Source organism: Streptomyces sp. NPDC046931 (assembly GCF_040644655.1).
Classification (GTDB): domain Bacteria; phylum Actinomycetota; class Actinomycetes; order Streptomycetales; family Streptomycetaceae; genus Streptomyces.
The window spans coordinates 175174-198173 of record NZ_JBEYWX010000012.1 but is presented as its reverse complement, the minus strand read 5'-3'; the positions used below and the strand labels follow the sequence as shown (position 1 = coordinate 198173).

Sequence of the window (23000 nt, the reverse complement as noted above, 5' to 3'; positions counted from 1 at the left end):
TCGGTCCTTGTCCGCCGATCCAGCCGACCCAAGGGAGTGCCCCTCTTGCCCGGTGAGAACCTGTCCCGCGACGAGGCCCGGGAGCGGGCCGCCCTGCTGTCCGTCGACGGGTACGACGTGTCGCTCGACCTGCGCTCCGCGGTGGGCGAGGCACCCGGCGCCACGGACGGCGAGCCGCGCACGTTCCGCTCGGTCACCACGATCCGCTTCCGCTGCGCCGAGCCGGGCGCCACGAGCTTCGCGGACCTGGTCGCCCCGAGCGTCACCGCCGTCTCGCTCAACGGCAAGGACCTCGACCCCGGCGAGGTCTTCGACGGCACCCGCATCCGGCTGGAGGACCTGGCCGCCGAGAACGAGCTGGTGGTCGACGCCCGGTGCGCCTACTCCCGCACCGGTGAGGGCCTGCACCGCTTCGTCGACCCGGAGGACGGCGAGGTGTACCTGTACACGCAGTACGAGCCCGCCGACTCGCGCCGCGTCTTCGCGAACTTCGAACAGCCCGACCTCAAGGCCCCCTTCCGCTTCGAGGTCCGCGCCCCCGAGGGCTGGACGGTGTGGAGCAACGGCGCCGGCGAGCGGCACGACGGGGTGTGGCGGTTCGCGGAGACGAAGCCGATCTCCACGTACATCACCTGCGTCGTGGCGGGCCCGTACCACTACGTCACGGACACCTACAGCCGCACCCTCGACGACGGCACGACGCTGGAGATCCCCCTCGGCGCGATGTGCCGCAAGGGCCTGGCCCGGCACTTCGACGCGGACGACGTCTTCCTGGTCACCAAGCAGGGACTGGACTTCTTCCACGACCACTTCGACTACCCGTACCCCTTCGGGAAGTACGACCAGGCGTTCGTGCCCGAGTACAACCTCGGCGCGATGGAGAACCCGGGCCTGGTCACCTTCCGCGAGGAGTACATCTTCCGCGGCAAGGTAACCCAGGCGTCGTACGAGCGCCGGGCCAATGTGATCCTGCACGAGATGGCCCACATGTGGTTCGGCGACCTGGTGACCATGGTGTGGTGGGACGACCTGTGGCTGAAGGAGTCCTTCGCGGACTTCATGGGCTCCTTCTCGCTGGTGGAGGCGACCCGCTTCACCGACGGCTGGATCACCTTCGCCAACAACCGCAAGGCGTGGGCCTACCGCGCCGACCAGCTGCCGTCCACGCATCCGATCACGGCGGACATCCGCGACCTGGAGGACGCCAAGCTCAACTTCGACGGCATCACCTACGCCAAGGGCGCGTCGGTGCTGAAGCAGCTGGTGGCGTACGTGGGGCGGGAGGCGTTCCTGGAGGGTGCGCGCCGCTACTTCAAGCGGAACGCCTACGGCAACACGCGCCTCGCCGACCTGCTGTCGGTCCTTCAGGAGACGAGCGGCCGGGACATGACGGCCTGGTCGCGCTCCTGGCTTCAGACGGCGGGCGTCAACTCGCTCACCCCGCAGGTGCTGTTGGGCGCGGACGGCCGGATCGCCGAGCTGTCGGTTCTCCAGGAGGCGCCGGAGTCGCATCCCGAACTGCGGCCGCACCGGGTGGCGGTGGGCCTGTACCGGAGCGAGGGGGACGCGCTCGTCCGGTACGCGCGCGCCGAGGTGGACGTGCACGGTCCACGGACGGTGGTCGGTGAACTGACGGGCACCGAGGCCCCGGAGCTGGTCCTGGTCAACGACGACGACCTCACGTACTGCAAGATCCGCTTCGACGACACCTCGCTCGCCACCCTGAAGGACCGCCTCGGCTCCCTCACCGACCCGCTGGCACGCGCGCTGTGCTGGTCGGCGCTGTGGAACCTGACTCGGGACGCGCTGCTGCCGGCCCGGGACTTCATCGACCTGGTGCTCCGGTTCGCGGGCCGGGAGTCCGACATCGGCGTGCTCCAGATGCTGCACAACTGGGCGCAGTCGGCGCTGACGTACTACGCCGCTCCCGAGTGGCGGGAGACCGGCGGCCGGCTGCTGGCCCAGGGCGCGCTGCACGAGCTGCGGCAGGCGGAGCCGGGCGGCCAGCACCAGCTGACGTGGGCGCGGTTCTTCGCGGCGGTGGCCCGCGACGAGGCCGATCTCGGGCTGCTGCGGGCGCTGTTGGAGGGCACGGCGGAGATCGAGGGCCTGGACGTGGACCAGGAGCTGCGCTGGGCGCTGCTGGAGCCGCTGGCCGCGCACGGGGCGGCGGACGAGTCGGTGCTCGCGGCAGAACTGGCCCGCGACGATACGGCCTCCGGGAAGCGGCACCAGGTGCGCTGCCTGGCCGCGCGCCCCTCGGCGGCGGTCAAGGCACAGGCGTGGGCGCAGGTCGTCGAGTCGGACACGCTGTCGAACGCGCTCGTGGAGGCGACCATCGCGGGGTTTGTGCGGCCCTCGCAGCGCGAACTGCTCGCGCCGTACACCGCGATGTACTTCGCGGCGATCGACCGGGTGTGGTCCGAGCGGTCCATCCAGATCGGGATGGACGTGGTCAGCGGTCTGTTCCCCGCGCTCCAGGACTCCCCGGAGACCCTCGACGCGACGGACGCGTGGCTGTCGGAGCACCAGGACGCGCCGCCCGCGCTGCGCAGGCTGGTCCTCGAGGCGCGCGACGACCTGGCGCGCACCCTGCGCGGGCAGGCGTGCGACGCGGAGGCGGGCCGCTAGACGCCGGGTTCGGGCGGCGGTCCCACGGACGGCCCCCCGGACGGACCCCGGGAAGGGCCTCGGGGAACGACAGTTACGAAATACGAGTATCCGAACCCGTAACCCGTCGTTCCCCCCTCCCGGACCAGCCCCTTTCGGCAGTCGAACGCCCGTACTTTAGCTCTATATTGTCCGGATTTGTCGACAGGCGTGTAACAGCGGTTAGCGGACGGATCGGACACGGGAACTCCGGGGTCATGAACCACAACACCCCGCTCTCCCCCCGCCCCCTCCGCCATCTGTCGGAGGTGCAGCGCCGGGTGCTGACCACCGCCCAGCTGCGCGCCCACGGTGTGACGGCCGACAAGGCCGCCGAGCACGCCCGGCCCGGCGGCCCCTGGCAGCAGTTCCTGCCCGGCGTGTACCTGCTGCACCAGGGTCCGCCGACCTCCGAGGAACGCCTGCACGCGGTGCTGCTCTACGCGACCCGCTCGCCCCTCGCCGTACCGGCCGCCGGTGTCCCGCCACAGCCGGACGCCAACGGCCCGCACGCCCCGCTGCGCTACCCCGACGCGATGCTCACGGGCCTGGCCGCGCTGACCCTGCACGGCTTCTCCTGCACGCCCACGCTGCCGTCCCTGGAGCACATCGACGTCCTCGTCCCGCGCTCCCGGCGGCTGCGCAGCACCGGCAGCGCGCGGGTGATCCGCACTCCGCTGCTGCCCGCCCCGCACGTGGTCACCGGCGTGCCGGTGGCGCCGGTCCCGCGCGCGCTGGCCGACGCCGTGGACCGGCTGCCGGACGCGGACACGGTGCGCCGGCTGCTGACCGAGGCGGTGCGCGGCGGCCACTGCGAGCCGGCCGCGGTGGTCCGGGAGTTGAACCAGGCGAGGCTGCTGAGCCGCCCGCACGTGGTGGACGCGGTGGACTCGCTGCTGGCGGAGGGCCGGGCGATCGCGGAGGACCGCCTGTACCGGATGGTGCGCGAGCACGGCCTTCCGGACCCCGTCTGGAACGTGAACCTCAGGCTCCCGGGCGGCCCATGCCTCGGCGGCCTGGACGCGTACTGGCCCGAGCAGGCCGTGGCGGTGGAGCTGGACACCCGCGCCTCGCGCCACCGCCACCGGCAGGACGACGACGCGGAGTGGTCGGAGTACGCCCGCAAGCGGGAGCACCTGGAACGGCTCGGGATCACGGTCGTCCACATCACGCCGAGGAAGCTGCGGGACGCGCCCGAGCAGCAGGCGACGGTGGTCCGCACGGCCCTGATGGCATCGGCGGACCGCGAGCCCGCCGCGTACGTCATGGTGCTGCCCCGGTAGACCGCGGGGCGCCGGACGTCAGGAGGGGAGAGGAGGGGCCGCCGGACGGCGGCCCCTCCTCGTGTGCCGTGTCCGTCAGAGCGGCTCGGTCAGCGGAGGCTCCGGGAGGGGTGGCCGGAACGACTCCGTGTGCACACGGTCGATCAGTGCGGCGTAGGCGGCGATCATGCGGGTGCGGCTGAACCGCTCGCGGCTGCGGTCGAGGACCGGTGCCAGGTCGGCGCGGGCGGCCACGGCGTCGCCCCAGGCGGCAGCGATCGCGTCGGGGTCCGGCGGGGTGACGAAACCGTGCCCGGCGACGATCGCCGCACTGTCCCCGACATCGGTGGCGACCGGGACGGCCCCGCACATCATGCCCTCGATCAGGCACAGCGGCGCCGCCTCGCCCCAGGCCGAGGTCAGCGCGACCACGTCGGAGGCCGCGTAGAGGGTCTCCATGTCACGCCGCACACCCAGCAGATGCAGCCGGTCCGCGAGCGCCAGGTCGTCCCCGAACGCGGCGTCGATGTCGGCGTGCAGCCCCGGCTGGCCGACCGTCATGCCCGCGCCGCACATCAGTACGTGCCCGTCGGGCTCCTGCCGCAGCCAGGCCCGGGCGGCGCGCAGGAAGAGCGGGACGTTCTTCATGGCGTCGTAGCGGGCCGCGAAGACGACGACCGGGGCGTCGGCCGTGATGCCGAGCGAGGTGCGCAGCCGAAGCCGCCGGGTGGGGTCGGGCCGGAAGCGCAGCAGGTCGACACCGTTCGGGATGACGTGCAGCAGCTCGGGCGGAATACCGGCGGCCTCGTAGGCGGCCCGGGTCGACTCGGCACAGCAGACGCAGGCCGTGACCGTGCCGTCGGCGATGGCGGCCTTCAGCTCGTCCAGCGCCCCGCCCTGGTTCTCCGGGTCGGAGCGGTGCAGGGAGACGATCACCGGCCGACGGGGCAGGCCCGCCTGGTTGAGCAGGCCGAGCGGCTGCTCCTTGAGCGACAGGATGACGTCGGCGCCCGCCATCGCCCTGGCCGTCGCCGCCAGCTCCGGGCCGGTGAACAGCGTCGGGTCGGCGCCGGGGCCCCCGGGCAGCCCGGAGGTGCGGCCCAGGGAGGCGACCTCCACCCCGGCCGTGGTCAGCGACCGGTAGCAGGCGTCGTCCTCCATCGCCTGCCGGGTGGCCTCGCGGAGCACCTCTCCGTGGACGCTCAGCACCCGGTGCTGCTGACCGCCCTCCTGGAGCCCCAGGACTACATCGCTGTGGAGGATCCGGGCGCCCCCGGAGAAGAAACCGTCGTATACCGACAGCACGCGCAGTTCGTGCCTCATGAGCACGTGACCACCCGCCTTGCACACATATCGAACCATCCCCGTGAACTGCGGGTTGTCCGATATGAGGCGGCACAGATGTTTCATCCGGATGAACGGCGTGTCTCATGTCCGGGTCGGATGGGTTTACACCGTAATTCCGCGATCAACGGATGCGCGGGTCCCAAAATCCGGTGGTCCGGGTGCGGTCCCGGTGTGACGATGACCGGATGACCGAGCCGATCAGCATGACGATCACGACGGACGACGGACGGCGCCACACTCTGCGGGAGGCCGTTCCCGAGGACGAGCCGGGCGTGCTGGCGCTCTTCGAGGACGGCGCCGCGTACGTCGAGGCGGCCACCGGTCTGCCCTCGGGCCCGGCCGACCTCCAGAGCCTGTACTACAGCCTGCCGCCCGGCGCGGACTGGCGGGACAAGCTGATCCTGGTGGTGACCGAGGACGCCGGCCGGGTGGTCGGGATCATCGACGCGGTGCGGAACCATCCGGTACCCGGCGCCTGCGCGGTGGGCCTGTTTCTGCTGCATCCGTCGCTGTGGGGCACGGGGACGGGCCGGGCCGTGGCCACCGCCCTGCTGGACCGCGCGGCCGCGTCCGGCACCACCCTCGTGACGGCGACGGTCCCGGTGGGATGGTCCCGGGGCCGCCGCTTCCTCGCCTCGCTCTCCTTCCGCTTCACGGACCCGGCCCCGGGGGGTCCGGCCACGGCCAACCGGTCGACGGGCCCGCGGGAGCCGGCCGTGGAGCGGGCGGAGCTGGTGCCGGCCCGGAAGGGGTGAGCCATGGCGCGGGCCGGCCTTGGCCCTCACGGCCGGCCCCCGGGTTCACCCCTTCTTCAGCACCAGCTCCGTGTTGCGGTCGCTCGGGTTGCCCGCGAGCGTCCTGTCGGCGCCGGGCGCGTTGAAGGACAGCTCGCGGTACAGGGCGGCCAGGCCCGTCTGCGTGAGATCGGCGACATCGGTACGGTGCGGGGCCGCGGACTCGATGAGCGTGGTGAAGACCGAGAGCGTGCCGTCCTTGTTGTCCACCAGCTCGATGACGTTGGCGAGCTGCGGGTAGTCGACGTGCGAGGCGGTGGAGACCTCCCAGAAGGAGCGGCCGCCGTCGGCGGAGTGCGGGGTGATGCGGTTCTTGTGGATGTGCCCGTTCACCCATGCCAGGACATTGGGGTGGCTGCCGAGCAGCGCGACGACCTCCTGGCCGTTGTGCCGCCGCTCGCCGGGGCGGGCCGGGTCGGGACGGGTGTTGGACATCGTCGTGCTGGTGTGGTGGCTGAAGACCACGACGTGGGAATCCTTGTGGGCGCGCAGCGTCCTGTCCAGCCACTTCAGCTGGGCCGTGCCGATCGAGCCGTTGTAGTGGCCGCCCGGGTCGGTGGTGTCGAGGCTGATGCCGATGACGTCGTCGGCGATGCGGAAGGAGTAGTACTGGGTGCCGGAGTCCACGTTCGCCGAGGAGTAGCCGTGGCCGACGGGACCGCGGCCCGAGTACGCGGGGTCGAGGTGGGCCTTGAGGTAGTCGGCGGGGGTGTAGGGGGCGCGCCTCTCGTCGGGGGTGACCGAGCGCATGGCCCGGGCGTGCGCCTTGAGCAGGTCGCGGAACTGGACGCCCTTGGGGTCCTTGGCGTACTTGATCGAGTCCTGGAGCTTCTTCGCCTCGGCCGCGGGCAGGCTCATCAGCTTCCTGCCGCCGATCGCGAACTCGGCGAGATACGGGTCGCCGTGCGCGTAGCAGCCGAGCGGGAGGGCGTCGTGGTTGCCGACCGTGGAGTACCAGGGAAGGTTGAGGCCGGGGCTGCGCACCTCGCGGATCGCGGCGGCCAGGAAGCCGTGGATGTGCGGGAAGCCGAGCTGTTTGTCGGCGTCACGGATGGTGGAGTCGGGCTGCCAGTAGAGCGTGAGGCCGCTGTTCTGGACGCCCTCGTAATGGCGCGGGTCGCCCGAGTTGGGGGTGATGCGACCGCCGCTCATGATCTTCATGAACCATTCCAGCTCGGACTTGGCGTTGTTGTCCGTGTTGTCGCCGGTGGTCATGACGAAGTGGAGGGGGGCGCCGGTGACGGGAGCGCCCCGCAGGGAGTTGACCCGCTCGACGAGCGAGATCGCGCCGGGCACGGTCAGTGCCTCGTGCGGCCGCCAGGCGTGCCGGTCGGTGGAGCGCAGGAACTCCAGCCGCAACGGGTGCTGAGCGTCCATCAGGTGCAGATCGGTGAACTGCACGAAGGCGGCGAGGGTGGTGCGGCGTCCGGCGCGGCCGGACTTGGGCGTGGCCAGCTCGCTGCGCACCACACGCTTCCAGCCGGGGCCGTCGCCGAGCCGGCGGTATCCGGAGCTGTTGCGCGGAGCGGCGACCGTGGCGAGTGTGGTGCCCTTGGTGTAGGGGGCGAGGGCGGCGGCCGGCGCCCGCCGGGACACCGCGACGGGCGCCTCCCCCTGCGCGGCCCGGCCGGTGGCGTGGTCGGCGGCCCGGCTCTCCTCGGGCCGCAGCGCGAGTCCGACGCCCGCGGTGAGGGACATGGCCCCGGCGGCGGCGAGCAGAGCGCGACGATTCATGGCAGCCGCCGTGGCGACAGAGCGTATGCGCGACATGGCGCGATCTCCCCGAGTCCGAACGCGTCAGCAGTGGTCGCGGGACGGTCGCTGAAGCGAACACCCCGCTCACTCTGGATCGTTGGCACCGGGGATGGCCTGCGCGTGAACGCGGTGGCAACGCGCAGCACCGATCACCGTACGTGGATCTTGGGTCACCTCGCGCGTCCACGACCGCTCGTCGAACGGCCGGGGGACGGTCACTCAGCGTTCATTTCCCGGGGTATCGAGGGTGCCGTTCGGCGAGCGACGAGCGGCCGGTCGCGGGGCGCTCGCGCCACAGCGCGAGCCCTATGTCGACCAGCCCCACCCTCTTCAGCCCGGGCACCGCGGCCAGATCCTGCCAGGCCGCGAGGTCGGTGGAGCCGCCGACCTCGTTGCGGAGTGCGCCGCCGGTGACCCGCCCCTCGTAGACCAGCCGCAGGCCGTGGTGGTCGACGGTGCGGCCGAAGCGGTCGGGGAAGCGGCGGCGGACGGAGTCCACGCCGAGCAGTCCGGTCAGTTCGATGCGGTAGCCGGTCTCCTCCTCCACCTCCCGCAGGGCGGTGTCGTAGGGGTCCTCGCCGTGTTCCGTCCCGCCGCCGGGCAGGGTCCACTCCGGAGTGCCGTCGCGGTCCCGCCCCCGGGCGAGCAGGAGCTTGCCGTCGCGAACACAGACGGCGTAGGCCGCCACCCTCAACTTCTTGTGCACACACGGACGTTACCCCGGGCCGTGAGGCGGACGGGCCCGGTGAGCGGCACCGTCCGAAGGCGTCCCGTCACTGCGTGCACACACGCGGGAGCCGGGATCCACGGACTACGCGCGTAGGGGGACAGCCGGCTCACGGGATTGTCCCGGACTGCGCCACTAAGTCCCCGATGACGCATGGCGGAATTGTGCCACGGCTCCATCCCGTCTCGGTCAACTCTCCCCAAACATCTATCCCTTCGGTAAAGCTGAGCGGTCACCAGGACCCGAAATCCGGACGACCGCGGCCAGAACCGACGCATCGCCGGAACCGGCCGCACCAGCCACGTTCCTTTACCTACAAGGGATGCCGATGACCACCGACCCCCAGCGCGCCCCGATATCGGGCGCGAGACGCGTGGCCCGCATAGCCGTTGCCGCGGGTCTCGTGGCCGCGCTCTCCGCGGCCGGGCCGATACCTCTGGCCTTCTCCGCGGACCACCAGCCGGGCCCCGCGGACCCGGCCGTCAAGTCCGCGACCGCCAAACTCGGCTCGGACGACGCAAACCTCCTCGCGGAGGCCAAGGCGGACGGCGCCAAGAACGTCACCATGATGATCGCGACCGCACCCGGGCAGACCGAGCAGGTCGCCAAGGAGCTGGACTCGGTCAAGGGCGGCTCGGTCGGCCGTAGCGACGACAAACTCGGCTACGTCCGCGCCACCGTCCCCACGGCCAAGGCCGACTCGGCCATCGCCGCCGCCGAGAAGCTGTCCTCGGTGCACGCGATCGACCTGCGGCAGGAGATCAAGCTCGACGACCCGACGCCGAGCGCGGACACCGCCAGGGGCACGGCGGGCGGGGGCACGGTCACCTACTCCGGCCCGGGCAGGAGCACCCCCGCCGAGAACCCGTACAACCCGTCCTTCGAAACGGGCGCCGTCGACTTCGTCAAGGAGCACCCGAAGGCGGACGGCCGGGGCATCACCATCGGCATCCTCGACTCGGGCGTGGACCTCGGCCACCCGGCGCTCCAGAAGACCACCACCGGCGAGCGCAAGATCGTCGACTGGGTGACCGCGACCGACCCGATCGTCGACAGCGACGCGACCTGGCGTCCGATGGTCACCGCGGTCTCCGGGCCCACCTTCGCCTACGGCGGCCAGACCTGGACGGCGCCGACGGGCTCCTACGAGATCAGCACCTTCAAGGAGTCCGCGACCACCGGCGGCGACGAGAAGGGCGACCTCAACCGCGACGGCGACACCACCGACAGCTGGGGCGTCCTGTACGACCCGGCGGCCGGCACGGTCACCCTCGACCTGAACAACAACCACGACTTCGGCGACGACACGCCGATGAAGCCGTACAAGGACGGCTACCAGATCGGCTACTTCGGCACCGACGACCCGAAGACCGACGTCGTGGAGCGCGTGCCGTTCGTCGTGCAGATCCGCAAGGACGTGCCGATGGACCCCTTCGGCGGGTCATGGGTCGGCAAGAAGGCCGACTTCGTCAACATCGGCGTCATCGAGTCCGAGCACGGCACCCACGTCGCCGGCATCACCTCCGCCAACGGCCTGTTCGGCGGCAGGATGAACGGCGCCGCGCCCGGCGCGAAGATCGTCTCCTCCCGGGCCTGCACCTGGACCGGCGGCTGCACCAACGTCGCGCTCACCGAGGGCATGATCGACCTCGTCGTCAACCGCGGCGTCGACATCGTCAACATGTCCATCGGCGGCCTGCCGGCGCTGAACGACGGCAACAACGCGCGCGCCGAGCTGTACACGCGCCTGATCGACACCTACGGCGTGCAGCTGGTGATCTCCGCGGGCAACTCCGGCCCCGGCGCCAACACCATCGGCGACCCCGGCCTCGCCGACAAGGTCATCTCGGTCGGCGCTGGCATCTCCAAGGAGACCTGGGCCGCCAACTACGGCTCGCAGGTGACGAAGAAGTACCAGCTGATGCCGTTCTCCTCGCGCGGTCCGCGTGAGGACGGCGGCTTCACGCCCACCCTCGTCGCGCCCGGCGCCGCGATCAACACCACCCAGACCTGGCTGCCGGGCTCCCCGGTCGCCGAGGCGGGCTACTCGCTGCCGGCCGGCTACTCGATGCTCCAGGGCACCTCGATGGCGTCCCCGCAGGCCGCGGGCGCCGCGGCGCTGCTGCTGTCGGCCGCCAAGCAGAAGAACATCGATCTGTCGCCCGCTGAGCTGCGCACGGCCCTGACCTCGACCGCCGACCACATCAAGGGTGCGCAGGCGTACGAGGAGGGCGCGGGCCTGATCAACATCGTCGACGCCTGGGACGCGATCCGCGACGACGCGAGCGCCCACGACTACACGGTGAAGGCCCCGGTCGACACCGCGATCGACTACGCGCTGAGGACCCCCGGCTTCGGTACCGGCCTGTACGACCGCGAGGGCGGGCTGAAGGCCGGTGAGAAGAAGACGTACGACATCACCATCACCCGTACGTCCGGCCCGGACCGGGCGATCCGCCACGAGCTGCACTTCGAGAACAACTACGGCGGCACCTTCCGGATCCTCGGCTCGGACGAGGTGAGGCTGCCCCTGAACCAGCCGGTGACCGTGAAGGTCCAGGCGGCCCCGAAGTCCGCGGGTCTCAAGAGCGCGATCCTCGAGGTCGACGACCCGAGCACCGAGGGCCTGGACAAGCAGATCCTGACCACGGTCGTCGTCTCCACGCCGGTCGAGTACGCCTACTCCGCGTCGGCTTCGGTGCAGCGCAACAGCACCCGGTCGTACTTCGTGACCGTGCCCGAGGGCGCGAAGTCGCTGGAGGTGGCGATCGGCGGGCTGGAGGACAAGAGCCAGACCCGGTTCATCGCGATCCACCCGTACGGCACTCCGGTCGACAACACCTCGACGCCGAACTGCTACAACAACTACCTGGACGGCAACGGCTGCAAGCCCGACGTGCGTTCGTACGCGGACCCGCAGGCCGGCGTCTGGGAGATCGAGGTCGAGGCGCGCCGCACCTCGCCGCTGCTCGACAACCCGTACAAGCTGGACGTCACCGTCCTCGGCGCGGCCTTCGACCCGAAGACCGTGACCGTCCCCGAGGCGAAGGTCGGCACCCCGGCCACCGCCTCCTGGAAGGTGACGAACGCCTACGCGGCGCTGGACGGCAAGCTGGTCGGCGGCCCGCTCGGCTCGTCGAAGAACGCCCGTCCGACCATCAAGGGCGCCGAGACCCAGACCAGCACGGTCGAGGTGCCCGCGGGCGCCACCTCGCTGGACGTGGCCATCGGCAACGTGTCCGACACGGCCGCCGACCTGGACCTGACGGTGTTCGACGCGAGCGGCAAGCAGGTAGCGCAGTCCGCGGACGGCGACTCCGAGGAGTCGGTGCACATCGCCTCGCCCGCCGCCGGCACCTACACCGTCAAGGTCGCGGGCTACTCGGTCCCGTCCGGCTCGACGGCCTACGACTACCGGGACGTGTTCTTCTCCCCCGCCCTCGGCCAGGTCTCGGTCGACGGCTCGGCACCGGTCAAGCTCGGCACGGGTGACTCCGCGACGGTCTCCGGGTCGGTCACCGCGGCCGCGGCGGCCCCCGAGGGCCGGGAGTTCTTCGGCCAGGTCCAGCTGGTCAACGCGCGCGGCACGGTCGCGGGCGTGGGCAGCGTGAAGATCGAGAAGGTCACGCCGTAGTCATCCGTACGGCGGTGAGGGCGGGCGTCTGCCGTTTTGCGACGGGCGCCCGCCCTTCCTCTTTGTCACGGGCGCCCGCCCTTCCTCTTTGTCACGGGCGCCCGCCCTTCCTCTTTGTGACGGGCGCCCGCCCTTCCTCGCAGGGGTCAGCCCGGCCCGCCCGAGGGACACCCGGTGTGCCGGGAGCCCTGCAGCGCCTTGGTGATCCAGGCGCGGTTCGCGGCGACGCGCTTGTCGCCCACGGCCCACAGGGCCGGCCCGTCCCCGTCCCGCGGGACACGGATCAGCACATGCTGGCCCCGGCGCGGCTGCGGCTCGGCCCCGCCGTCGAGGAGGACGGTGACGCGGGACGGGCCGCCGTCGGGCCGGTAGTACCGCGTGACGGTCAGCACCACCCGGATCCTGGGCCCGCCGAGCGGTCCCACCTCGCTCACCGTCCCCTCGACGACGAGCCGGGAGCAGGCCACCTCCCGCTCGGGATCGGACGGCGGCGGACCGTCGCCCACCGAGGGGCCGACGGCACCAGCGCCGTCGGCGCTGCTCTTGGACGCGGCGTCGTCCGCTCCCCCACCGAGCGCGATCAGCCGGGCCAGCCCGACGACGGCCGACAGCGCCACCACGGCCGCAAGCGACCCGAAGGCGAGGCGCAGGGCACGGCCGCGGCGCACGGGCCTCAGCGGGCGCGGGGCGAACGGACGGCTGGGGGCGGCGGCCCGCGACGGCGCCTCGGCCGGTGGCGCCGCCAGCGCGTCCCCGAGGACGCTCAGCTGCTCCCGCAGCAGCGCCACGTCGGCCAGGGCCGCCCGGTGCTCCACCATGAACTCGGCATCCGAGCGTGCGGCGTCCGGCAGCGGTTCCCCGGTGACAGCCGCCATCAGCGCGTCGACGCCGTCGTAGTCGGCGGCCATGTCACACCACCTCGTCCTCGTGCAGACGGTCGCGCAGCGCGCGGACCGCCGAGTGGAGCCTGCTCTTGACCGTGCCCTCCGGGATCCCGAGCTCCTCCGCGATGTCCCGCACCGGCAGATCGGCGTAGAAACGCAGCACGAGGACCTGGCGCTGGGCCTCGGACAGCTCGTCCAGGCCCTGGGCCACGGCCAGTGAGAGCACGCTGGAGTCCTCCCCGGACAGGTGCTCCGGCTGCCGCAGGGAAGCCAGCCGCTCCCCGAGCCTCTCCTGGCGGCGCCTGGCCCGGTGCCAGTCCATCGCCAGGTTGGAGGCGACGACCGCCGCCCACGCGGACACGTCGCGCGGCGCCTCGCGCCCGCTCGCCGTCCGCTCCAGCAGCCGCAGACGGACCTGCTGCACCCCGTCCGGCAGGTCCGTCTGCGGCACCCCGCCGAGCGCGAGCACCGCCCGCACCCGCCGCTCCTGGGCCGCGTCCAGGGGATCGTCCACCGCGTGGACCGCCCCCGGCCCGCGGCGGGCCTTCCTGCGCAGCACAGCCACCCCTCCCCTTGCGCGTTTCCTCTACGACGCCGCAGGGGGCCGAAACGTTCGGACGGCCGTGGCAGACGGCAGAGGTGTACATCACACCTCCGTGTGCGCCGGGAGGGCAGGGGCAGGTACGGGGCAGCACAGCTTGCGGCGCGGACCCCGGGGCAAATGAATTTCTCCAGCTCAGCAGGGCCGGAAACCGGATTTCCGCAACCGACGGCCAAGGGGCGGGCGTCCCATTCCTCGGGCAGGCCGCGCAAAGAATTGGACAGCCGGGCCGGGGTCGGCCGCATGATGGAAAGGCCTCGGCCAGGCACACAGGCACGCAGAACACGCAGAGGGAGTCGCCGTGAGGGTCGGAATCGTCGGAGCCACCGGTCAGGTCGGCACGGTCATGCGCAGGATCCTCACGGAGCGGAACTTCCCGGTCACGCAGCTGCGCCTGTTCGCGTCGGCCCGTTCGGCGGGGACGGTCCTCGACGGTGTGACGGTGGAGGACGCGGCCACGGCCGACTACACCGGCCTGGACATCGTGCTGTTCTCCGCGGGCGGTGCCACCTCGAAGGCACTGGCCGAGAAGGTCGCCTCACAGGGCGCCGTCGTGATCGACAACTCCTCGGCCTGGCGCAAGGACCCGGACGTGCCGCTGGTCGTCTCCGAGGTGAACCCGCACGCGGTGGTGAACCGCCCGAAGGGCATCATCGCCAATCCGAACTGCACGACGATGGCCGCGATGCCGGTGCTGAAGCCGCTGCACGAGGAGGCGGGCCTCGAGGCGCTCGTCGTCGCCACCTACCAGGCGGTGTCCGGTTCGGGCCTCGCGGGCGTCGCCGAGCTGCACGGACAGGCCCAGAAGGTGGTCGCCGAGGCCGACCGGCTGACCCACGACGGCGGGGCGGTCGACTTCCCCGAGCCGCAGGTCTACAAGCGCCCGATCGCCTTCAACGTGCTGCCCTTGGCCGGCAACCTCGTCGACGACGGTCTGAACGAGACGGACGAGGAGCAGAAGCTCCGCAACGAGTCCCGCAAGATCCTGGAGATCCCGGGCCTGAAGGTCTCCGGCACCTGTGTCCGCGTCCCGGTCTTCTCCGGCCACTCCCTCCAGGTCAACGCCCGCTTCGCGCGTCCGCTGCCGGTGGAGCGCGCCACCGAGCTGCTGGCCGGCGCGCCGGGCGTGGCCCTGTCCGACATCCCGACCCCGCTCCAGGCGGCCGGCCAGGACCCCTCGTACGTGGGCCGCATCCGCCGCGACGAGACGGTGGAGAACGGTCTGGCCCTCTTCGTCTCCAGCGACAACCTCCGCAAGGGCGCGGCGCTGAACGCCGTGCAGATCGCGGAGCTGGTGGCGGCCGAGCTGAGCGAGTAGGCCCTCCCTACGCCGACAGGGGCGCGCACCGCCGGCGGTGCGCGCCCCGCGTGGTCTTCGGTGTCATCGCCCAACGCCATGGTGACGTGGAAGGATGACGCAACCCACACATAACGAGGAGATGACCGCGTGCCTGGCACAAACCTGACTCGCGAAGAGGCGCAGCAGCGGGCGAAGCTGCTCACCGTTGACTCGTACGAGATCGATCTCGACCTCTCCGGCGCGCAGGAGGGCGGCACCTACCGGTCCGTGACCACGGTGCGCTTCGACTCTGCCGAGACCGGCGCGGAGTCGTTCATCGACCTGGTGGCCCCGGCCGTCCACGAGGTGACCCTCAACGGTGACGCCCTGGACCCGGCCGAGGTCTTCAAGGACTCGCGGATCGCCCTGCCCGGCCTCCTTCAGGGCCGCAACGTACTGCGCGTGGTCGCCGACTGCGCCTACACCAACACCGGCGAGGGCCTGCACCGCTTCGTCGACCCCGTCGACGAGCAGGCGTACCTCTACACCCAGTTCGAGGTGCCCGACGCCCGGCGGGTGTTCGCCTCGTTCGAGCAGCCCGACCTCAAGGCCACCTTCCAGTTCACCGTGAAGGCGCCCACCGGCTGGACCGTCATTTCCAACTCGCCCACCCCGGAGCCCAAGGACGACGTCTGGGTCTTCGAGCCGACGCCGCGGATCTCGACGTACATCACCGCGCTGATCGTGGGCCCGTACCACTCCGTGCACAGCGTCTACGAGAAGGACGGGCGGACCGTCCCGCTCGGCATCTACTGCCGTCCGTCCCTCGCCGAGTTCCTGGACTCCGAGGCGATCTTCGAGGTGACCCGCCAGGGCTTCGACTGGTTCCAGGAGAAGTTCGACTACGCGTACCCGTTCCAGAAGTACGACCAGCTGTTCGTCCCGGAGTTCAACGCGGGCGCGATGGAGAACGCGGGCGCGGTCACCTTCCGCGACCAGTACGTCTTCCGCTCGAAGGTGACGGACGCGGCGTACGAGGGCCGGGCCGCCACGATCCTGCACGAGCTGGCCCACATGTGGTTCGGCGACCTGGTGACCATGGAGTGGTGGAACGACCTGTGGCTGAACGAGTCGTTCGCCACCTATGCCGAGGCCGCCTGTATGGCGTACCACCCTCAGAGCCGCTGGCCGCACTCCTGGACGACCTTCGCGAACTCCATGAAGACCTGGGCGTACCGGCAGGACCAGCTGCCCTCCACCCACCCGATCATGGCCGAGATCAACGACCTGGACGACGTCCTCGTCAACTTCGACGGCATCACGTACGCCAAGGGCGCCTCGGTCCTCAAGCAGCTCGTCGCCTACGTCGGCATGGACGCGTTCTTCAAGGGCGTGCAGGCGTACTTCAAGCGGCACGCGTACGGCAACACGCGCCTGTCCGATCTGCTGGGCGCCCTGGAGGAGACTTCCGGCCGGGACCTGAAGACCTGGTCGGGGAAGTGGCTGGAGACGGCGGGCATCAACGTCCTCCGCCCCGAGGTGGAGACGGACGCGGACGGGGTCATCACCTCCTTCTCCATCCGCCAGGAGGCCCCGGCGCTCCCGGCCGGCGCCAAGGGCGAGCCGACCCTGCGTCCGCACCGCATCGCCATCGGCCTGTACGACCTCGACGCGGAGAGCGGCAAGCTGCGGCGCGCCGAGGACGGCCGGATCGAGCTGGACGTGGACGGCGAGCTGACCGCCGTACCGCAGCTGGCGGGCCGGCGCCGCCCGGACGTCATCCTGCTCAACGACGACGACCTGTCGTACGCCAAGGTCCGTCTGGACGAGAAGTCGCTCGCCTTCGTCACCGAGCACCTCGGCGACTTCGACTCGTCGCTGCCGCGCGCCCTGTGCTGGGCCTCGGCCTGGGACATGACCCGGGACGCGGAGCTGGCGGCCCGCGACTACCTCTCCCTCGTGCTGTCCGGCATCGCCAAGGAGTCGGACATCGGTGTGGTGCAGTCGCTGCACCGCCAGGTGAAGCTCGCGATCGACCTGTACGCCGACCCGTCGGCGCGCGAGGCGCTGCTCACCCGGTGGACGGACGCGACCCTGGCCCATCTGCGGGCCGCCGAGCCGGGCAGCGACCACCAGCTGGCATGGGCACGCGCCTTCGCCGCGACCGCCCGTACGCCGGAGCAGCTGGACCTGCTGGAGGCGCTGCTCGACGGTTCGCAGTCGATCGAGGGCCTGGTCGTCGACACCGAGCTGCGCTGGGCGTTCGTGGAGCGGCTCGCGGCGGTGGGCCGCTTCGACGAGGCGGAGATCTCGGGCGAGCTGGAGCGGGACAGGACGGCGGCGGGTGAGCGGCACGCGGCCACCGCCCGGGCCGCCCGTCCGACCGCCGAGGCCAAGGCGGAGGCGTGGGCGTCGGTCGTCGAGTCCGACAAGCTGCCCAACGCCGTGCAGGAGGCGGTGATCGGGGGCTTCGTCCAGACCGACCAGCGTGAACTGCTCGCCCCGTACACGGACAAGTACTTCGAGGTGGTCAAGGACATCTGGGACACCCGCTCGCACGAGATGGCCCAGCAGGTCGTGGTCGGGCTGTACCCGTCGATCCAGGTGTCCGAGGAGACGCTGGCGAAGACCGATGCGTGGCTCGCCGCCGCCGAGCCGCCCCCGGCGCTGCGCCGTCTGATCCTGGAGTCGCGTTCGGGTGTCGAACGGGCGCTCAGGGCGCAGGCCGCGGACGCGGCCGCCAGGCGGTCGTAGCGGCTGCCGCCCCGTCGTCATACGGAGGGCGCCCGGCGTGTGCCGGGCGCCCTGTGCCGTGCCCGGTCCCGGTCGTGCGCCGGCGGTACCGTCCTCGCCGTACCGTCTGCGCCGGCCCGTCAGCGTCGGCCCGTCCAGCTGAGCAGCGCCTCCTCGAGCCGCGCGGGTTCGGGGTCCTCGGCCGCCCAGGCGACGTATCCGTCGGGCCGCACGAGCACGGCCGTCCGGCGCCCGCTCGCCCAGTGCTCCACCGCGAGCCGGTCCTCACGTCCGCCCGTCTGAAGGCCCTGGGGGGCGATCAGCACGAACCGGCCGCCGCGCAGGGCCTCGTACAGCCGTCCGGTGGTCAGTGCGACATCGGGGGCGCGCCTGCCGGCCAGCGGGTGGGCGCCGCGCGGAGCGGCGTACCGGTATCCGATGCCGGTGACCTGACCGAACACGCGCCGCCGCGCGGGACCGACATGGTTCAGGAAGGTGGCCAGGATGGCGCGCAGGGCCAGGGTCCACGGGCGCCTGGCCATCGCCAGCCGGACGATCCCGCCGCTGCTGCGCAGCACGGCCCTGCCCACCGGGTGGCGTTCGGAGTGGTAGGTGTCGAGGAGGGCGGGGCCGGCGTGGCCGCGCAATACGGCGGCGAGCTTCCAGGAGAGGTTCGCCGCGTCCTGGAGGCCCGTGTTCAGGCCCTGACCGCCGGCCGGGGTGTGCACATGCGCGGCGTCCCCGGCGAGCAGCACCCGGCCGACGCGATAGGCGGGCGCCTGGCGCTCGTCGCTGTGGAAACGGGACATCCAGCGGGCGTCGCGCATGCCGTAGTCACGGCCGAGCGTGCTGCGGACGATCTCCCGGACCTCGTCGAGGCCGAGCGGCGCGCTGTCGGGGACATCTCGGCCGCGGTGCCAGCCGATGACCCGGTAGTACCCGTCACCGAAGGGCGCCACGAAGGCGAAGGCGTCGCCGACCGCGTTGGCGGTCAGCAGCTGCTCCGGCTTCTCCTCGAGCAGGACGTCGGCGAGGACGACGGAACGGATCACGGACCTGCCGGGGAAGGGCAGTCCGATCGCCCGGCGGACGGCGCTGTGCAGGCCGTCGGTGCCGACCGCGTACGCGGCGCGCATCTCCGCCGGCTCGCCCTCCGCCCCTCGGCCCCGTACGGTCACCCCCTCGGCGTCCTGGCTCAGCCCGGTGACCTCGGTCTCGTACACGAACCGCACCCCTGCCTCCGCCGCGCGCCGCTCCAGAGCCTTCTCCACCTCGTACTGCGGGATGACGAGCAGGTGGGCGAAGCGGGAGGGGAGGGTGTCGAGCCGGACGGAGAGACGGCCGAAGATCCGGACGTCGGAGAGGGGCTGCCCCTTGTCCTCCAGTTCGTCGGCGAGTCCCCGGGCGTCCAGCTGCTCCAGGGTGCGGGCGTGCAGCACGAAGGCGCGGGAGAGGTTGCTGATCTTGTGAGGGCGCTTTTCGACCAGGGTGACGGGGACGCCGGCGGCGGCGAGGTCACCGGCGAGCAGGAGGCCGGTGGGACCGGCGCCGACGACGATGACACCGGTGGGAGTTGCGCTGCCGGACGCGGTGGTGCGGGTCTTGCCTGCCATGGGAACCTCCTGGTGCCAACGGCTGTAGGCCAACGCTCGTTCGCCAACATACGTTGACCCACTAGACGTGTCAACGCTCGTTGGCCTACGTTTGTTGGCATGGCCGAGAAACCACCGCCCCGCCGCTCCGACGCCACCCGCACGGCGATCCTCGCCGCCGCCCGGGAGCGCTTCGCCTCCGACGGCTACGAACGCGCGACGATCCGCGCGATCGCCAGGGACGCACGGATCGATCCGTCCATGGTGATGCGCTACTACGGCTCCAAGGAGGGGCTCTTCGACGCCGTCCTCGACGTCGATCTGCGCCTGCCCGACCCTCGGCGGGTGCGGCGCCACGACGTGGGCGAGGTGCTGGTGGGCCACTTCCTGACCCTCTGGGAGGAGAACCTCGACGCACTCACGGCGATGCTGCGCGTCGGGGTCACCAACTCCGCGGGCGCCGAGCGGCTCCAGGGCATCTTCCGGGAGCAGCTGCTGCCGGTCGCCCGGCAGGTCTGCCCCGACCCCGAGCAGGCGCCGGCCCGTGCCGGGCTCATCGCGTCACAGGTGCTCGGGATGGCCCTCGCGCGGTATGTGCTCAAGTTCCCGCCGACCGTCGCGCTGGCCCGCGAGGAGGTCGTGGCCTGGCTGGCCCCCACGGTGCAGCGCTATCTCACGGCGCCGCATCCGTAGGGACACCCGGACACCCGCGGGGAAGCGCCCGCACGAAAGCGTCCGGGAACCTCCGGGAACAGCCGGGAAAATCCGGGAACATGCGTACGGAAACATCCGTACGGAAACGTCCGCAGGGACACGCACGGCGGGAGCGGCACACACGTCGAGGGAGTCCGCGCACCGGGCCGGTGTGCGGACTCCCTCGACGAGATGTGCGAAAAGGCGGGACGGCCGTCGGACCCCGGGTCGGGCCCCCGGTGGCCGCCCGAAGCGACGTCAGCCCTGTTCGGCCTGCTTGCGGGTCTTGTCGGTGACCATGATGAGACCCGCGATGACCAGGTACAGCACGATCGGCGCCGCGACGAAGAGCCCCAGCGTTTCGGCCACGTTCAGGCCCTTGCCGGGGTCGTCGCCGTCGTCGCGCGACAGCGCGAGCGCGGGGGACGACATGAGCAGCATCATCAGCGTCGTACCGGCGGCCAGGGCGCCGGCGCGCAGGGCGTTCTTCTTGTCCACGGTGCAAAAGTAGCGAACGCCGGAACACGCCGCGCGCCCGGGGGTCCGCTAGGAGGCTTCGGAGCCGGGTGCGACGTCCCTGCCCCGGACCACGTCCATCAGCGCGTGCAGCCGCGGTGAGGCCGCCAGGTCCTCCAGGGTCGTCGGGCGTCCGTCCGCGTCCGCTGTCGGCAGCCGCCAGTTCGGGTACTCGTCCCAGGTGCCCGGCAGGTTCTGCGGACGGCGGTCGCCCACCGCGTCCGGGAGCCAGACCCCGATCAGCCGGGCGGGGGTGCGCAGCAGGAAGCGGTGGACGGCCTGGACCTCGAGCTCCTCCGAGGCCGTCGGGCCCCCGCCGCCCGCGCCCGTCAGCAGCCCGAGCCGGGTCAGCAGGGCGAGCCATTCGCGGGCGTCGGCGGCCGCTTCGGCGCGTTCCTGGTCCAGGGGGCGGGTCAGCAGGCCGAGTCGGTCGCGGAGTTCCACATGGTCGCCGGTGAGCCGGGCCGCGGTCGGCGGCAGATCGTGGGTGGTGGCGGTGGCCAGGCAGTCGGCCCGCCAGCGCTCGGGCGGCAGCGGCTGCCCGGAGCCCTCCCAGTCCCGTTCGAACCACAGGACGGACGTGCCGAGCACCCCTCGCTCGTGCAGCGCCTCCCGTACGCCCGGCTCCACCGTCCCAAGGTCCTCCCCGATGACCAGTGCCCCCGCGCGAGCGGCCTCCAGGACCAGCACGCCGAGCATGGCCTCGGCGTCGTACCGGACGTAGGTGCCCTCCGTGGGCGGCTGCCCCTGCGGCACCCACCACAGCCGGAACAGGCCCATGACATGGTCGATGCGCAGGGCTCCCGCGTGCCGGAAGAGGGCGCGCAGGAGCAGGCGGTAGGGGGCGTAGCCGGAGGCGGCGAGACGGTCGGGGCGCCAGGGCGGCAGACCCCAGTCCTGGCCGCGCGGATTGAAGGCGTCCGGCGGGGCGCCCACCGAGATGCCGGCCGCGAGGTACTCCTGCTGCGCCCAGGCGTCGGCGCCGCCCGGGTGTACGCCCACGGCCAGGTCGTGGATGAGTCCCACGGTCATCCCGGCGTCCCGCGCGGCGCGCTGGGCGGTGGCGAGCTGGGCGTCGGTCAGCCAGGCGAGCCAGGTGTGGAAGCCGACGCGGTCCATCAGCTCGGCCCGGGCGCGGGCCGTCTCCGGCGAGCGCGGATCCCGCAGCCGCGAGGGCCACGCGTGCCAGTCGGAGCCGTACACCTCGGCGAGCGCGCACCAGGTGGCGTAGTCCTCCAGCGCCTCGCCCCCGTCGGCGAGGAAGTCGGCGTACGCGGCGCGCCGCCCCGGTCCCAGGGGCACGGCGTGCACGAGTTCGAGCGCCTCGCGCTTGAGGTCCCACACGGCGTCGCGGTCGATCAGTGCGCCCTTGCCGAGGACGCACTCCCGCAGCCGCGCGGCGCGCTCCAGCAGCGCCCGCAGGCGGGCCTGGTCCTCGACGTGGGGGTACTCGGGGACGTCCTCGATACGCAGATGCACGGGGTCCGGGTGGCGGCGCGAGGAGGGGCGGTAGGGGGACGGGTCGGTGGGCGCGCCGGGCACGGCCGCATGCAACGGGTTGACCTGCACGAAACCGGCGCCGAGCGTCCGGCCCGCCCAGGCGGTCAGCTCGGCGAGGTCGCCGAGATCGCCCATGCCCCACGAGCGGCGGGAGAGCAGGGAGTACAGCTGGACGAGCAGTCCGTGGGAACGTCCGGGCGGCGCGGGCAGCCGGGCGGGCGCGGCGACGAGGTGGGCCTCGGCGGTGCGTCCGTCGGGCGCGGTCGCGTGCAGGGCATGGACGCCGGGCGGGAGCTGCCCGGCCGAGGCGCGCGTCTGACCCTGCTCGGTCTCGATCCTGAGGCGGGTGCCTTCCGGGAGGTGGGCGAGGGCGGCGGGCGGGCGTCCGCCCCAGCCGACCACCGTCGGCGGCAGCAGCCGTTCCCGCAGTTCGCCCTCGCGTGCGGAGAGGGCGTGGCGTACTGCGTCCGGGGTGCTCGCGTCGACGCCGAGAGCCGCCAGGGCGGCGGTGACCGCGGAGTCCGACGCCCTGGCCGTACGGTCCGGGGACGGCCGGTAGGAGGTGGCGACGCCGTGCAGCGCGGCGAGCCGCGCCAGCGGCGTCGCGTCGCGCCCGGGGGCGGCCGTCGTCATCTAGAACCCCGTGGGGTCCGGGCCGGCGGCCGAGGGCTCGCTGGTCAGCGGCGTGGCGTCGGCGAGGGGGGGTTCGCTGGTGAGCGGTTCGGCGTCGAGCAGCGGCGGTTCGCTGGTCAGCGGCAGCTCGGCGCAGGCGCCCTCCGCGCTGAGGACGCACAGCAGGGCGTCGGGGTCGGCGGACGGCCCGGCGGTGCGCGGGGAGTTCCGTTCGAAGTCGCGCGTGGAGTCGCGGGTGGAGTCGCGTTTGGACAGGGCCGGGAGCGGGGGGTGTACCGGTACGGCCACGGGGGCCTCCTAGTCGTCGTACGACGGATGCGGGTGAGAACTGGCCTACCCAGCGGGCGCGCCCGCAGACGTACGAGGACGGACAACGTGCGGTTTGTCACAGACCGTACCGG

The 23000-nt window shown here is 72.2% G+C and carries 16 protein-coding genes; 7 read left to right on the top strand and 9 right to left on the bottom strand.

Features of this window, described 5'->3' with window-relative positions:
- Positions 1-45: 45 nt before the first annotated feature.
- A complete protein-coding gene (gene pepN / locus ABZ876_RS22165) occupies positions 46-2631 on the top strand; it encodes an aminopeptidase N (protein ID WP_361783703.1) in 2586 nt (861 codons plus the stop codon).
- Positions 2632-2867: 236 nt separating this feature from the next.
- Positions 2868-3932 (top strand): hypothetical protein, encoded by a 1065-nt coding sequence (locus tag ABZ876_RS22160; protein WP_361783700.1) that lies wholly within the window; start codon positions 2868-2870, stop codon positions 3930-3932.
- Between the two features lie 75 nt (positions 3933-4007).
- Here the strand turns inward: ABZ876_RS22160 and ABZ876_RS22155 are convergent, their stop codons facing one another.
- Positions 4008-5216, bottom strand: coding sequence for a glycosyltransferase (locus tag ABZ876_RS22155; RefSeq protein ID WP_361783772.1), 1209 nt, complete (start codon positions 5214-5216; stop codon positions 4008-4010).
- Between the two features lie 227 nt (positions 5217-5443).
- Between ABZ876_RS22155 and ABZ876_RS22150 the strand changes: the two genes are divergently transcribed.
- Positions 5444-6013: a GNAT family N-acetyltransferase gene (locus ABZ876_RS22150; protein ID WP_361783697.1), complete on the top strand. Its 570-nt coding sequence runs from the start codon at positions 5444-5446 to the stop codon at positions 6011-6013.
- Between the two features lie 45 nt (positions 6014-6058).
- Here ABZ876_RS22150 and ABZ876_RS22145 read toward each other — a convergent pair whose 3' ends face one another.
- Positions 6059-7822, bottom strand: a complete 1764-nt coding sequence (locus tag ABZ876_RS22145) for a TIGR03767 family metallophosphoesterase (RefSeq protein WP_361783694.1) — start codon at positions 7820-7822, stop codon at positions 6059-6061.
- 211 nt (positions 7823-8033) lie between these two features.
- Positions 8034-8513: an NUDIX hydrolase gene (locus tag ABZ876_RS22140; RefSeq protein WP_361783691.1), complete on the bottom strand. Its 480-nt coding sequence runs from the start codon at positions 8511-8513 to the stop codon at positions 8034-8036.
- A gap of 349 nt (positions 8514-8862) precedes the next feature.
- Here ABZ876_RS22140 and ABZ876_RS22135 point away from each other — a divergent pair, with 349 nt between their 5' ends.
- Positions 8863-12168, top strand: a complete 3306-nt coding sequence (locus ABZ876_RS22135) for a S8 family serine peptidase (RefSeq protein ID WP_361783688.1) — start codon at positions 8863-8865, stop codon at positions 12166-12168.
- A 146-nt stretch (positions 12169-12314) separates the two neighbouring features.
- Here ABZ876_RS22135 and ABZ876_RS22130 read toward each other — a convergent pair whose 3' ends face one another.
- Both ABZ876_RS22130 and ABZ876_RS22125 read right to left on the bottom strand, forming a co-directional pair.
- A complete protein-coding gene (locus ABZ876_RS22130; protein WP_361783685.1) occupies positions 12315-13076 on the bottom strand; it encodes a hypothetical protein in 762 nt (253 codons plus the stop codon).
- A gap of 1 nt (position 13077) precedes the next feature.
- A complete protein-coding gene (locus tag ABZ876_RS22125) occupies positions 13078-13611 on the bottom strand; it encodes a sigma-70 family RNA polymerase sigma factor (protein WP_361783682.1) in 534 nt (177 codons plus the stop codon).
- Positions 13612-13954: 343 nt separating this feature from the next.
- Between ABZ876_RS22125 and ABZ876_RS22120 the strand changes: the two genes are divergently transcribed.
- Positions 13955-14971, top strand: coding sequence for an aspartate-semialdehyde dehydrogenase (locus ABZ876_RS22120; RefSeq protein ID WP_361783679.1), 1017 nt, complete (start codon positions 13955-13957; stop codon positions 14969-14971).
- 129 nt (positions 14972-15100) lie between these two features.
- Positions 15101-17686 (top strand): aminopeptidase N, encoded by a 2586-nt coding sequence (gene pepN / locus ABZ876_RS22115; protein ID WP_361783676.1) that lies wholly within the window; start codon positions 15101-15103, stop codon positions 17684-17686.
- A 119-nt stretch (positions 17687-17805) separates the two neighbouring features.
- Here the strand turns inward: pepN (ABZ876_RS22115) and ABZ876_RS22110 are convergent, their stop codons facing one another.
- The gene (locus tag ABZ876_RS22110) at positions 17806-19278 is read right to left on the bottom strand and encodes an FAD-dependent monooxygenase (RefSeq protein ID WP_361783673.1); all 1473 of its coding nucleotides are present in this window, start codon (positions 19276-19278) and stop codon (positions 17806-17808) included.
- Between the two features lie 99 nt (positions 19279-19377).
- On the opposite strand from ABZ876_RS22110, the gene ABZ876_RS22105 reads away from it, so the two are divergent.
- Entirely contained in the window at positions 19378-19950 is a 573-nt protein-coding gene (locus tag ABZ876_RS22105; protein ID WP_361783670.1) for a TetR family transcriptional regulator, read from the top strand.
- A 258-nt stretch (positions 19951-20208) separates the two neighbouring features.
- Here ABZ876_RS22105 and ABZ876_RS22100 read toward each other — a convergent pair whose 3' ends face one another.
- The 3 genes from ABZ876_RS22100 to ABZ876_RS22090 are packed head-to-tail and all read right to left on the bottom strand — an operon-like array spanning position 20209 to position 22887.
- Entirely contained in the window at positions 20209-20448 is a 240-nt protein-coding gene (locus tag ABZ876_RS22100) for a hypothetical protein (protein WP_361783667.1), read from the bottom strand.
- A gap of 48 nt (positions 20449-20496) precedes the next feature.
- The gene (gene malQ, locus ABZ876_RS22095; protein ID WP_361783664.1) at positions 20497-22599 is read right to left on the bottom strand and encodes a 4-alpha-glucanotransferase; all 2103 of its coding nucleotides are present in this window, start codon (positions 22597-22599) and stop codon (positions 20497-20499) included.
- A complete protein-coding gene (locus ABZ876_RS22090) occupies positions 22600-22887 on the bottom strand; it encodes a hypothetical protein (RefSeq protein WP_361783661.1) in 288 nt (95 codons plus the stop codon).
- Positions 22888-23000: the final 113 nt, after the last annotated feature.

What these genes read in the sequence shown, in the direction of transcription:
- ABZ876_RS22110 (WP_361783673.1), bottom strand. Translation starts at nt 19,278, where the DNA reads ATGGCAGGCAAGACCCGCACCACCGCGTCCGGCAGCGCAACTCCCACC.
- ABZ876_RS22160 (WP_361783700.1), top strand. Translation starts at nt 2,868, where the DNA reads ATGAACCACAACACCCCGCTCTCCCCCCGCCCCCTCCGCCATCTGTCG.
- ABZ876_RS22135 (WP_361783688.1), top strand. Translation starts at nt 8,863, where the DNA reads ATGACCACCGACCCCCAGCGCGCCCCGATATCGGGCGCGAGACGCGTG.
- ABZ876_RS22130 (WP_361783685.1), bottom strand. Translation starts at nt 13,076, where the DNA reads ATGGCCGCCGACTACGACGGCGTCGACGCGCTGATGGCGGCTGTCACC.
- ABZ876_RS22145 (WP_361783694.1), bottom strand. Translation starts at nt 7,822, where the DNA reads ATGTCGCGCATACGCTCTGTCGCCACGGCGGCTGCCATGAATCGTCGC.
- malQ (WP_361783664.1), bottom strand. Translation starts at nt 22,599, where the DNA reads ATGACGACGGCCGCCCCCGGGCGCGACGCGACGCCGCTGGCGCGGCTC.
- ABZ876_RS22150 (WP_361783697.1), top strand. Translation starts at nt 5,444, where the DNA reads ATGACCGAGCCGATCAGCATGACGATCACGACGGACGACGGACGGCGC.
- ABZ876_RS22105 (WP_361783670.1), top strand. Translation starts at nt 19,378, where the DNA reads ATGGCCGAGAAACCACCGCCCCGCCGCTCCGACGCCACCCGCACGGCG.